Below are 13,960 nucleotides of genomic sequence, written 5' to 3'. Positions count from 1 at the left end.
GGAGTAGTGGATGAGAAATTCTTCCTCTTTAGACTGGCTAAGATTTATGCATACCCCCAATGATTATCGGGTGAGCCAAAGAACAAGAGGTATATTCCCACGAATGAGATATACCTCTATACTTACTTTCCATCAAACAATTACATTAGTCTGTCTTTCAAAACCTGCGGAAGTTCGGGCATTGCACCGCTTTGCGTGCAGACATAAGCAGAAACTTCAACAGCAAGTTTGTGAGCTTCGGGAACCGGTTTTCCATTCAAAATGGAAGCACAGAAAGCAGCCGTAAAGGAATCACCTGCCCCCACCGTATCGGCAACCGGAACTCTCGGCGTCTCCTGGAAAGAGACAACACCCGGGGTAAACACATAACTGCCATTAATTCCGCAAGTCAGAATCAACATCTTCAGGTTGTATTTTGCCAACAGAATCCAACATTTATCCTGTAAGTCGATGCCGGGATATCCAAACATACGGCTGATGGTCACCAGTTCTTCGTCGTTTATCTTCAGAATGTTGCAACGGCGGAAAGATTCGCGCAATACCTCTTTGGTGTAGAAGTCCTGGCGGAGATTAATATCAAAGATTTTCAGTTGTCCGTCTATGTCGGGCATCGTATCCAGAAAACGGTTGATAGTGGCACGGCTCACTTCATTACGTTGAGCCAGGGAACCGAAGCAAACGGCACGCGTACTCAATGCCAAACGTTTCAGTTCATCCGTAAAAGGTATGTTATCCCATGCCACGCCTTCTTTGATTTCGTAACAAGGCACTCCCTCGTTATCCAGTGTCACCTGTACCGTACCGGTAGGATAATCCACTTGTTCAATCTGCGTTTTCAGTTTCTTTTCGTTGAATACGTTCAGAATCTCGTCTCCCAACTCATCTTTGCCCACGGCACTCACCACGCGACTGTCAAAACCAAACTGTGATACATGATAGGCAAAGTTTGCCGGAGCACCACCTATTTTCTTTCCTTCGGGCAACACATCCCAAAGTGCCTCGCCCATTCCTACGATTATATTATTCATGATCTACGGATTTTATTGTTTCCAAAGTTATAAAATTATTTTTTAATACGGAACGTATAGAACAAGAGATAAAGCACGCCCACTGTCATTACGGCTACTGCCCCACTCTGTCCCATGGCATCGGATGCTACTCCCATAGCCAACGGAAATACCGTGCCGCCGAACAGTCCCATAATCATCAGACCGGAAACTTCATTTTTCTTACCCGGCAGGTAAAGCAATGCCTGCGAGAAGACTACGGAGAACACATTGGAGTTACCGAAACCAATCAGACCGATGCATACATAAATCATTGTCTTGTCATGGAATATAAACAAACCTGCCATCGCTATCAGCATCATCACAACACTAATGCCGAAGAAAGACTTCGGTGACATCTTACGTAAAATGAAAGAACCGAGGAAGCAGCCTGCCGTACGAAAGATAAAATAAAGGCTTGTTGCAAAAGCCGCATCGTCGAGTCCCATGCCGAGACGTTCCATCAAAATCTTGGGGGCAGTGGTGTTTGTACCCACATCAATTCCAACGTGACACATGATACCGATAAAAGAAAGCAGGATAAACGGTTTGCCAAGCAAAGCGAGACATTGTCCGAAAGTAGACGGTTTGCCTTCTTCTTTTTCCTCTTTAATCTGTGTGACATTGAGCAACAGGATAGCAATAACGGCTACAATCATGTAAATCGGGAACAGGATGCGCCAGCCTAAATCGAAAGTCGGAATGGCTTGTGTCGCTCCCCACATGGCAATATAAGGAGCAAGGAAAGAGGCAATGGCTTTCACAAACTGCCCGAAAGTCAGGCTGCTTGCCAAACGGTCGCCACGTACGATGTTAGAAAGCAACGGATTCAGGGAAGTCTGCATCAACGCGTTTCCGATGCCCAGAAGGGAGAAAGAAATCAGCATCAGCATATAACTGTCTCCGAAAACCGGTAATAACAAAGAAGCAAAAGTCACAAGCAAACTAAGCAATACGGTTTTCTTCTGACCGATGCGGCTCATCAACATGCCTGTGGGCACGGAGAAGATGAGGAACCAGAAGAATACCAGTGAAGGGAAGATATTCGCCTGCGAGTCCGACAAACCGAGGTCTGCCTTTACATAATTGGAGGCAATGCCTACCAGGTCAACAAATCCCATGGCGAAGAAGCAAAGCATCACCGGGATTAGTTTGGAAAGGGAAGAGTTTTTACTGTTTTCCATTGTTTTTTTTTATCTAAATATGTTATCATCATTAGTTTATATCATAAATCTAGGCACGGATTAAGCGGATTACACGGCTTCTCGAATGATGGCTGTCAGATAGCAACCGTGTAATCCGCGTAATCCGTGCCTAATAATATAAAATTATATTTTGCATGAGTACTTATTCTATTTATATCATGCAGTTATATGATTCAATTTACAATCTGCTGTTAGTCGTGTGGGTACTACCGTTAGTTATCTGTTCGTCGCCTATATGAATTACGCTCTCCTTATTGCATCAATACCTCAAGCCTACGGTATCTTTATCTTAAACCTACGGCATAGTAACCTTGAAGCTACGGTATTACTAACTTACCACGGCCGTGGTAGGAATTCGTCATGGCTGTGGGAAGATCTTTCCACGGCCATGGTAGGAACTCGTCACGGCCGTGACGAATCAGTAATACCGTAGGTTTAACACAAGTATATCCCTACTATCCACCTACTATCCCTTAAGGAAAGACGTATTCATCCATAGGGAAACATACAAAGAGCGCATAGGGCGAACAAGAGATATTTATGGCTTCAACTTATGGACCACAAACGAATCTACTTTATAAGCTCCTCCTTTACTGTAAAAATCGATATGATTGTAAGGTTCCGAAGGGAATACCTGATTGGTCATCACAAAACGTCCACCATCTCCAAAGGCTTCCACACTGGATTTATCCACAAACAGACGGAGTTTCAATGCCTCTTTGCCGCCTTGTTCCTCGTTTCCACCTTGTTCAATTGCTGTCCAGGTCAACATCGGGAAATTCTCATTGAAGCTGACCTCTCCGCTCTTGCGACGATCCATTGAGAATTTCTTTTCTTTCATGTCATACTGCATATCCACTTCTTCGCCTTTGTCATTGTAGAGACGGAAGCCGATTACGTCTGCATGTTGATTTTCAATCGTCAGTTCTATTTCGTATGCACCGTCATTGCTGGGAATCATTTCTTTAATTGTGCGTGTTCCGTTTACTTTGAACGAGCGTTTCTTGGAAGCATCACGCAAAGCCAGCAGTTCGGGAGAGGGAGCTGATTGGAGGTAAGTCTCACCATCTACGGTAAACAGGCTCAAGTCGCGGGGAACGGAGTTCGGGCTACGGTATTGGGAGGTAGGAACATCGTTGGCGTATTGCCAGTTGCTCATCCATGCGATAGCGATGCGGCGGTTGTCGGGAGCATCACTCCAAGTCACGGTGGCATAATGGTCTTTTCCCCAGTCCATCCATTTGGTTTTGGAGGGTGATTCGTTTACAAACTCTTTTCCGTTGAAGGAGCCTACAAAATATTGAGTAGCACTTCCTCCGAAAGGACCTCCGGGATTCAAATTACAAAGCAGCACCCATTTCTTATCATTGGTACCTTCTACTGGAAGTTCAAACAAATCGGGACATTCCCAAACACCACCATGTGCACCTTGCCCTTCACCGAAACGACTTTCAAAGGTCCAATCTTTCAGATTAGGAGAAGAGAATATCTGCATCTCCTGCCCTACTGCTAATACCATGATCCAGCGTTTGGTGCTTTCATACCAAAATACTTTCGGGTCGCGGAAGTCACGCGCTTCGGACGTCAGTACCGGATTATTCTCATATTTGGTGAAAGTACGTCCGTTGTCAGTACTGTAAGCAATGCTTTGTACTTGTCGGTCACTGTTTTGTGTATAGATGGCGATAATGGCACCTGCACCAAAACCAGCTGTATTATCAAAATCGACAACTGCCGAGCCACTGAAAATTGTCCCCAATGCATCGGGAGCAATAGCTACAGGAAGATGTTTCCAGTTTACAAGATCTTGGCTGATAGCATGTCCCCAACTCATATTTCCCCATTTGGAACCATAAGGATTGTATTGATAGAAAAGGTGGTATTCACCGTCTTTATATACCATTCCATTAGGATCATTCATCCACCCATAAAGAGGTGAGAAATGATAAGTAGGACGGAACTTTTCACGGTTGCCCGTATCGAACGTGTCGGACAATTTCATTTCCTTGCAACAAACAGCAGAAAGTTTCCCCCGTATAGGATCATTCGAGCCTAATTTAAATTTCAACAGTATGTTTTTACCAGCATAAGCCGAAAGATCCAGCGGAACAAAATAGTCCACTCTGTTCACTGCCAGACGAACATCCGCAACATTCACCTCTTTATTATTAACGATCATGCTGACACGTACATCAGGCATTACCTCCTCTACAGGTAAAAGCAAATAACGTTGATTTGTATTTATCTGTACCAGGCAATGTCCTTCACCCAAATCTTTTATTAATAAGGAAGAAGTATCGGCCGAAGCATCCAAAAATGAGAAAATCATCATAACCAGAATAGTCAAAAAGGTCTGTACTTGTTTAAACGAGAATAATACATTCATGTCAGATGGTATTAGAGTTAATTATTAATATTCAATGTCTTCTATTTGTCACCATGCAAAGATAGGTGCAACGGATAGTTACACCTATCACTTTTGTTTCAAAAGATAAAAAAAATGTTACCGATCTATTTCTTAGCGCTTAGATAATGTAATATATTCTTCGTCATGAGCACAATATTATCTTGATAAACGTTTATATTACTATTCTGATTCCATTCGTAAGCAGCCAGACCGAGAGCTATACATGTACCTTGATATTCCGCTGTCGGAGCAAACTCTACCATTCCGGCACAACAATAATCCGTTACGTGTCCCCAAGTCGCCAAAACGGTAGCTTTATTTTCTTCTTCAAACGCTTTCACCACATTTCCTGCATTGGGATAAAGAGCGGGGAAGCCATAAGAATTCAAGTCCCACATACAGTTATGGTCTTCACGCCGTCCAGGCCCGATCAACGGGAATGTTTCATGGGGGAATTGGGAAGAAGTAACCATACCAGCAAAAACCGGATGAGCCCGATGATCATACTCCATTCCGATATTGGCATTAATTGTCCAAATGTCTGCCCCATCTCCTCCTTCACCATCTGCAAATATTCCTGGTAGCCGTTCGGTACGTCCAAATGGTACAACCAATTGAGTCGCATGATTGCTTAAGAACAGATTTCCGCCATTCTTATAATAAGTAGCCAACGCGGCAATTGCATCAGCAGACAAAGGTAATTTATCCCATCCTGCTCCAATGCCGACACGGTCTATATGTACCCAAATAACATCATAAGCAGAAAGGTCCTCATCAGTCAATGTAGCGGAAGTAATGACTTTACCATTTACAAATTGCTTCTTGAACCACGCATAGGAAGCTTTTTCATCATCATCTTCTATCTCTTCGGGAGTATCATACGTTATCACGTAAGCTGCATTTGTCAAATCCTGCGCTTCGGAAGGTTTCACCTTTATATTTTCTTCCGTCACTCCACAATCTATCACTTCGGACGACTCGCTGATATAAAATACCTGATTGCTGCTCGTATTCTCTATCGTGAAACTTGCGAAACGATTATTTTCACCTTCCGCAGCATTTACAGTCACAGGGTTTTCTATATTGTCACTCCAAGACACCTGAATGGTGTTCGATGTGAAATGATTATATTCGCCTTTCACATGAATCACGCCATAGTCTGCTTCTTTGCCATTGAGTTGATTTTCGCTTCTGTTTACAGTGAACAAGTTATCGCTTATCAGATTGTTTTGTCCGCTTATATCAAAGAAAGTCATTTTGTTTCCTGTAAATTCATTATCCGAGATATTCACCCGGTTACAACCTATAAAATTAGCACAGCGATCATCATTTGCCGTTAGTTTGTTGTGAGAAAATATCAGATTACTTTCTCCGGAAATACGTGCCGTTACACCGCCCTGTGTTGAGCCGAATACAGAATTGGTTACCATATTCTGTATGCCACCATTCATATCAATGCCATTCACTACATCGGTTGCATCTATCCGAGCTAATGTTATGGCGTCACACCCTTGGAGTTTAATGCCCTGGTACATATTTTCCATTTTAATATTGAAGAAGTGCAGGCGGTCATTATCATGTTCTACATAAATTCCGGTTCCCTGATGGTCCCCCTTCCCCACAAGCGTAAGTCCGTTTACCTCCACACCGCTAATGCGGTTTTTGCGTCCGTCTATATCGGCAACAGGGGCAACGTGTAACGCATATTCGGCATTTCCAAGCACCAGACGACTTTCCCGCGTATCGGCAGCAGCAGTAACCGCTTCATCGTTCACACCTTTCAATGTTACGAAATTACGCGTAAGTTGAATGGGACTATCCAAACGAAAAGTACCTTCGGGAATAAGTATCGTTCCTCCCTCGGGCGGAAGATCGGCTATAATAGCATTTATAAGATCAGCACAATCAGTGGACCCATCGGTTGGAAGTCCGAATTGGGTTATGTCTATAATCTTCTGACCGTTACATTCATCACAGAGAGTATAGGTATCGTCATTGCTGCAAGATGTGCCCAACATCAGGAGCATTCCGCTTATTAAGAATTTATTTATCTTCATGGTGTTACTATATTAATAATGGTGTATGTTGAGGAGGTTATTCTACTATGCTCACCTTATCAGATGATACACAATTAGAAACTTCAGTTCCTGAGTTCACCAGGAATACCCGATAACTCTCCAAATTATCTATAAAGCAGTTTTTGAACACATTTCCTGTTCCTTGAGTAGCATTTACGGCCACAGCATCAGTATAAGCCCATTCACATGACAAACTGTTGGATACAAACATATTGTTGTTACCCTTTACATTGATTATGCCAAAGTCATCACCATGGTCGAGCATCTGATTTTGAAGAGCTCCGGTAAGCCAAAAAATATTCTTATTTACCCGATTATCATTACCACTCAACACGAGAATACCATTGTAGTAGCTTTTGAAATTATTACCTTCAACAATACAGTTATTACAACCATCAAGCACTAAATTTTCACGCCCGTCAGGATAGACCTGATTATTAACAAACGAAAGTTTGTTCACTCCCTGCGCCTTACAGGTTATGCCAGTGGGCTGAGCACCCAGTTGGCAATTCTTGATATTAATATTCTCGCCACCAATCAGCACCATACTATTGGGAAGCTCACATACCCAGCAATTGATTATCTGCATGTTTTTCGCTTGTTCTATCTTGACGCCTGTATGCAAATTTATACCAATAATATTAGAAAGCATTCCATCATCACTCGTACCGGCAAAGTGTATGCCGATGTTCTTAGCTTCCGTACCACCGGACACCATCAGGTTCATAATCTTTACACCCTTCACGCCTGTCTCTACTTTTATAGCAGCTTCGGCATTACGCGCCACCAATTTACTTCCGCCACCAGGACCCAACAACTCATTTATTCCATTCACATCAATATTGCTACGCATACCGGGATTCAACCCTTTGAATGTCACATTGTGCTTATTAATCACAATGGGAGCGTCGAGCACAAAATCACCTTCAGGAATAACCACTACTCCCCCTTCGGAAGGCAAGGAAGCAATAGCACTATTAATGGCTTTCGAACAATCCGTCTTTCCATCGCCAACAGCTCCGAATGTGGTAACATCGCCTTCGATTTCAGTATGAGTGCCATAACACAACAGATTATCATCACTATCGCAAGCCGTGAACAAACACAGACAGAAAGTGCTAAGCAAATATCTTTTTATTTTCATCATATTTATATTTAAGGAATTTATACTAGTTAAACTTACCATATCCGGGATTCTGCACATAATTGCCTTCAGAGAAGTTATATTGTGCATTGGGAATAGGCAAATATTCATCTCTACCACGAACAAAGCGAGCACCACGATAATAAACGCGCTTATTCTGCTCCACACTAATGTAACTGTTCATGGTTTCCGCAGCAATCCCCCAACGTACCAAGTCGAAGAAACGGTCACCTTCCATAGCAAACTCCATACGGCGTTCCCAACGTAATGCCTTGCGGGCAAAGTCCTGACTCCAGCCCTCAGCAGGATATTCGCCTATCAGATAATTAGCTGCATCCTGTTCGGAATGTTTAAAGTCTTTTACATAAGGACTATTTTTGGCACGCAGACGAATACGGTTAATAATTTTGCGAGCCTCTTCCAGTCCGGTAGCTTCGCCAATCTCTATCAAGGCTTCAGCCTTCCATAACAATACATCAGCATAGCGAATTATCTGCCAGTTGAGATGAGAAGCTCCCCAAGGCCAACCTTGGAACATATCTTCACTTTCAGGCGAGATGTAGAAGCGCTTTGTACAATTAAAGCCATATTCACCGCTGTTACGTATCCAGTTTGCTTTACAAGGCTCAACGGTATATGTTTTCCAAGTGATACCAGGACGACCGGTAACGAAATCCAAACGAGGATCCACAGTTGCATCAATGTTGGTGAGCTCACTTCCTTCGTATATTCCATAGTCATCGGCGTTGAAAGTATCAAACAAAGGCAATCCATAGTTATCTGTCTTATAGGCATTGATCAAGTTCTGACTGGGTAAGAAAAATCCGTCGCCACCATAAGGACCTTTAGGAGCATTCAACAGATTACTCCAGTTTATATTCCCGGCACCATCGGTTTCATCATCCATCGAATATTGTACAGCAAACACAGACTCTACCCCATTTTCATATTCCAATTGATCAAGTTTCTGAAAATCGTTCAAAAGAGTATATGCCTTTCCTTGCGCACCTACTTTGTCGCAAAGAGTCACCACTTCAGCTAACAATTGTTTATCAATAGCAACCACTTGGTTATTATCATCTTGTCGGTAAGCCTGATAAAGTCTAGCTTTGGCAGCATAAGCATAAGCAATGTTCTTAGTGACACGCCCTACTTGAGATTGAGTATCAGGCAAATCGTTAGCAGCATCAAGAAATTCTTGTGCTATTTTACCCAGAAGTTCTTCACGGGTAAACTGATTGTTGGGAATGTACTTATAGTCATCATTTTCCACATTCTCATCAAAATAAGGTACTTGCTTGAAAAGGCGAACCAGTTCAAAGAAGAAGTGTGCACGAATCACTTTCATTTCGGCTTTACGACTTTTAATCATCGGCAAAGCGTTCTCATCAAGCGTATTCATTACCCGCAATGCGCTGTTACAACGTTGCAAGCAACAATAAAGTTGAAACCATTTTTCGTCGGCATTGCCCCATGTAGCATCTATTTTAAAGGTTTCAAGCAGCGTACAAAAGTCTCCATCATTTACACCGCCACCACCTTTGTAGGCATTATCCGAACGTACTTCACCATACGTCCAATTGGTCATCGGCACCCAGTGCATATCACGATTAGGACCTTTCAATCCTGCATAAGCTGAAGTAACCAAAAGCTCTACACCATCGGCCGATGATAACAAATCGTCATTGAGTGTACCCTGAGGTTTAATATCTAGAAAACGACTCTCATCGCAACTTGCCAATAGTGCCATCACACCTACTGCAAAGATATATTTCAATTTCATAATGTTCTGTATTTAGGATAAAAATTAAAAACCAAGTGATAGACCGAATGTATAGGTACGAGGTTGGGGATATGGATAGCCCAATCCTTCCGGGTCGGCACCCGTATAATTAGTCAGCGTAAAAACGTTCTGTGCTTGCAGATACAAACGCAAATTGGAAAGATGCGCTTTCTTAATCCACTTATCCGGGAAAGTATAACCCACAGTTAAAGTTTTCAACTTCACATAAGAACCATCTTCAATAAAGAAAGTGGAACTGCGTGTTTCTACATTATTATCAACCACAGTCAATGCAGGGATATCACAATTATAAACTCCGGTTTGCTCATAAGCATTCCAAGCATGCATTGCATCCATCAAACGTACAGAGTGATTACCTGTCCAACCTTGAAAAAGGTCGGTATAAAACTTGGAATTGTTCCATGCATCGCGAATCATACCATTGAAGAATACAGAAAGGTCAAATCCTTTGTAAGATGCACCGATGTTCAAACCACCAATAAATCTAGGTTGGTCACTCCCTTGCCAATCCATATCAGCAGTATTGATAATGTTATCACCGTTAAGGTCTTTGTAGCGAATACGCCCTACGCCGGGAGCACCAATCTGTACATCATATTTGCTTAGGTATTCATATACCTCCTGTTTTGTTTTGAATACACCATCAGCTTTATAGGACATCCATGATCCGTAAGGTTGACCTACAATAGTTTTGTCCACACCATTACCACCTCCCCAAGTATATTTGATTACATCCGGAAGTTCGGTAATTTCATTTTTATAATAGGAAAGGTTGAACGAAATATCATACTTGAAATCCTTTATTTCATCTCGCCAAGTAAAGGTTGCTTCCACACCGCTATTATCCATACTGGCAGCATTGTACCATTTATATCCACCTTCACCGATCACTCCTATATAAGGTTTCTGGATTAACATACCAGTAGTCTTTTTTTGAAAATAATCCAGTGTCAGTCCCAAACGGTTGTCAAAGAAAGCAGCATCAATACCAAAGTTCAGTTGTTTGGTCTCTTCCCATTTCAGGTCGTTGTTACCCGAACGGTCTTTCTGTACTCCGGGCAATACCGTTGTACCATCCCCATTGAAATTGTATGAGCCATTGGACATGTTAGTGTAATAGAGGTTGTAAGTAGCATTGTTATCAATCTGATCATTACCATTTATCCCCCACGATGCACGCAATTTAAGATCTGAAAGCCAGTTTTGCGTACATTCCATAAATTTTTCACGCGATACTCTCCAACCGGCAGATACTGAAGGAAAGATAGCAGAATTATTCCCTTTACCGAAACGTGAAGAAGCATCACGACGCACTGTTCCTGATATAAGGTATTTATCATCAAACGCATAGTTCACCTTACCAAAGTAAGAGACCATAGCATAGGTAGAAGCATTGTTACTCACACTTTTTCCTTCAGTTACAGTGTCTAAGTAACGATAATCGAGATCTTCTATCACCAATCCGCGACCATATCCCTGTAAATGTTCACCATTCTCTTTCTTAGCTTCAGTTCCTATCACTGCACTGATATTGTTCTTCCCAAGGTCTATGCTATAATTGGCAGTGTTCGACCATACCCATTGCACGCTATTATCTTGTCGTACGGTCAGTTCATTTACATCTACCTTACGATCGGCTTCACTCCATTTGGGGACGAAAGTTGAGTTGAAACCGGTAGTATAGTTCAAACCAAATTGACTCTTCAACACTAGATTTTTAATGGGTTCCACTTCCAAATAAACATTGCCAAAGATACGCCAACTTTTGTGACGATTATTGGCTTCATTGTCTGTCAAGCGAATGGCATTCGGCTTATCCCCCAATATATCCACATAGCCACCGGCATACCCTCCATTTTCATCATACACAGGAATGGCCGGATGCTGGGCAATAACCAATTCTTCTATACCGGCAGGATTAAGATGCTCCAACCAGTGATTCACCGAAATACTTTCACCCACACGCACTTTACCATCTACAAAGCGAAAATTAGAGGCTAAACGCGAATTAAAACGTTCGTAGTCTGTATTACGGCAAAGACCATCCTGATTCATATAATTTAAGGTAAGAGCCACATTCCCATCCTTAAACCCTTTAGAAAGAGAAAGATTATAATTTTGCATTAAAGCCGTACCAAATATTTCCTTTGCCCAATCAGTGTTGCCCGACTTTATTTTCACTCCATTCTGGTCAAAATAATATTCTTGCAGTTGGGCCTTTTCTCCATTTCCATATACTACACTATTGGGATTGGTTCCAAAAGTATTTTTATAAGCCTGCCAATACACATCACCCCATTGGTAAGCGTCAAGCATATCAATACCACCAGTAAAAGTCTGGGCAGTGAGCGACATATCAAAACTTACTTTTACATCGCCTTCCTTAGCACGTTTTGTGGTGATAATAATGACACCATTGGCAGCTTGCGCACCATAAATGGCAGCCGAAGCTGCATCTTTCAACACCTGAATGGATTCAACATCATTGGATGAGATAATAGAAGCCACATTATCATGTGTCTGAACACCGTCTATTACATAAAGAGGAGAAGAATTGTTGATGGTAGTAATACCACGTAACTTAGTATCTGTGTTACCACCTCCGGGTTTACCATCAGTTGTTACGTTCATACCGGCTACACGTCCCTGCAAACCTGACATCACATTACCAGTAGGTATGTCAGCCACCTCTTTCATCTTCACTACAGCTACCGAACCTGTCAGACTGGCTTTCTTTTCAGCCATATAACCTGTCACAACCACTTCGTCAATCATCTTAGCATCCTCTTCCATCACTATCTTCAATGAAGGTTTAGCGGCAATAATTACTTCTTTATATCCTATATAAGAAATTGCCAATAATGCATTCGTTGGTACACTAAGAGTAAAGTTACCATCCAAATCTGTGATAGTTCCAGTTGATTTAGAATCATTTTGCACTACGGAAGCACCAATAATTGGTTGACCATCAGTCTTTGAAGTAACGTTTCCTTTCACTGTTATGTTTTGCCCCCAAAGGACTGACATGAAAGTAAACAGGAAACAAACGCTACAAAGAAGTTTTTTGTTCTTCATAATACTAAGCATTAGTTTGATGTTATTAAATTAAAAGTACGAATTTTACTAAATCGATGATGCAAATTACGGTTGATTTATATCAAACGACTGAAAAAAATGTTTCAAAGGCTATAACATTTGTTGCATAGAACGCTATTTTATAGGGTTTTATACATTATTCTTCGAAATAGAAGAATTATAGAATATCTATTCTCCAGTAAGTATGGAAAATATTACCTTTGCAGGTGATAAGAACTTAAAAAATGGAGTTAACTACTGGTTGTAGTCAACTGAAAAAATCAACGATATGAAAACAATCTCCAACAAACAACTCACGATTCAAGTATCTCCTCACGGAGCTGAACTCTGCAGCATCGTCGCCAATGGAAAAGAATATCTGTGGCAAGCCGATCCTGCTTTTTGGAAGCGACACTCTCCTGTCCTATTCCCGATTGTAGGGAGCGTATGGGAAAATGAGTATCGGAATGAAGGGATTCCTTATACGCTTACTCAACATGGTTTTGCCCGTGACATGGAATTTACTCTTATTTCTGAAAAAGAGGATGAAGTACGTTACCGCCTTGTCAGCAATGAAGAAACTTTGCATAAATACCCTTTTTCATTCTGTCTGGAAATAGGCTATCGCATCCAGGGAAAGAAAATTGAGGTTATGTGGGAAGTAAAGAATAGCGGTGAAAAGGATATGTATTTTCAGATTGGGGCACATCCAGCTTTCTATTGGCCGGAGTTCGATGCAAGCAATTCTGAAAGAGGGTTCTTCGGATTTGACAAGGAAAACGGTTTGAAATATATTCTCATTTCAGAAAAGGGATGCGCTGATCCTTCCACAGAATATTCTTTAGAGTTGACAGACGGATTATTACCACTGGACACGCATACTTTTGATAAAGATGCTTTGATACTGGAAAATGAACAGGTCCGTAAAGTTACCTTATATAATAAAGAGAAACAGGCTTATCTTAGTTTACATTTTAACGCTCCGGTAGTCGGTCTTTGGTCTCCACCTGCAAAGAATGCTCCTTTCGTCTGCATCGAACCTTGGTACGGACGTTGCGACCGCGCACATTATACTGGTGAATATAAAGATAAGGACTGGATGCAGCACTTACAACCGGAAGAGATATTCCAAGGAGGATATACAATTGAAATTGATGAATAATTGATGAATAAAAAGTAGCTGCCGGATTTCACATCTGAC

At 41.7% G+C, this 13,960-nt stretch carries 8 protein-coding genes; 1 reads left to right on the top strand and 7 read right to left on the bottom strand.

Going from position 1 to position 13,960, the window contains the following annotated elements; genetic code table 11:
- Window positions 1-140 precede the first annotated feature (140 nt).
- The 7 genes from LPH68_RS12375 to LPH68_RS12345 form a co-directional block, all read right to left on the bottom strand.
- Window positions 141-1,028 carry a carbohydrate kinase gene (locus LPH68_RS12375; RefSeq protein ID WP_008025948.1) on the bottom strand — a complete coding sequence of 296 codons (888 nt, stop codon included), beginning with the start codon at window positions 1,026-1,028 and terminating at the stop codon, window positions 141-143.
- A 35-nt stretch (window positions 1,029-1,063) separates the two neighbouring features.
- Window positions 1,064-2,230: an MFS transporter gene (locus LPH68_RS12370; RefSeq protein WP_004300990.1), complete on the bottom strand. Its 1,167-nt coding sequence runs from the start codon at window positions 2,228-2,230 to the stop codon at window positions 1,064-1,066.
- A gap of 559 nt (window positions 2,231-2,789) precedes the next feature.
- Window positions 2,790-4,637, bottom strand: coding sequence for a GH32 C-terminal domain-containing protein (locus LPH68_RS12365; RefSeq protein WP_117683573.1), 1,848 nt, complete (start codon window positions 4,635-4,637; stop codon window positions 2,790-2,792).
- A gap of 125 nt (window positions 4,638-4,762) precedes the next feature.
- Window positions 4,763-6,715, bottom strand: coding sequence for a DUF4960 domain-containing protein (locus LPH68_RS12360; protein WP_015531541.1), 1,953 nt, complete (start codon window positions 6,713-6,715; stop codon window positions 4,763-4,765).
- A 37-nt stretch (window positions 6,716-6,752) separates the two neighbouring features.
- Window positions 6,753-7,883 (bottom strand): glycosyl hydrolase family 28-related protein, encoded by a 1,131-nt coding sequence (locus LPH68_RS12355; RefSeq protein WP_015531542.1) that lies wholly within the window; start codon window positions 7,881-7,883, stop codon window positions 6,753-6,755.
- 22 nt (window positions 7,884-7,905) lie between these two features.
- Window positions 7,906-9,663: a RagB/SusD family nutrient uptake outer membrane protein gene (locus tag LPH68_RS12350; RefSeq protein WP_117683572.1), complete on the bottom strand. Its 1,758-nt coding sequence runs from the start codon at window positions 9,661-9,663 to the stop codon at window positions 7,906-7,908.
- Between the two features lie 24 nt (window positions 9,664-9,687).
- Window positions 9,688-12,771 (bottom strand): TonB-dependent receptor, encoded by a 3,084-nt coding sequence (locus tag LPH68_RS12345; RefSeq protein WP_117683571.1) that lies wholly within the window; start codon window positions 12,769-12,771, stop codon window positions 9,688-9,690.
- 277 nt (window positions 12,772-13,048) lie between these two features.
- Between LPH68_RS12345 and LPH68_RS12340 the strand changes: the two genes are divergently transcribed.
- A complete protein-coding gene (locus LPH68_RS12340) occupies window positions 13,049-13,921 on the top strand; it encodes an aldose 1-epimerase family protein (RefSeq protein ID WP_009039311.1) in 873 nt (290 codons plus the stop codon).
- The last annotated feature ends 39 nt before the right edge of the window (window positions 13,922-13,960 follow it).

Source organism: Bacteroides sp. 1_1_30, from assembly GCF_020982715.1.
Taxonomy (GTDB): domain Bacteria; phylum Bacteroidota; class Bacteroidia; order Bacteroidales; family Bacteroidaceae; genus Bacteroides; species Bacteroides xylanisolvens.
Note: the sequence above shows the minus strand (reverse complement) of the source record. Positions and strands in the feature narration are given on the sequence as shown.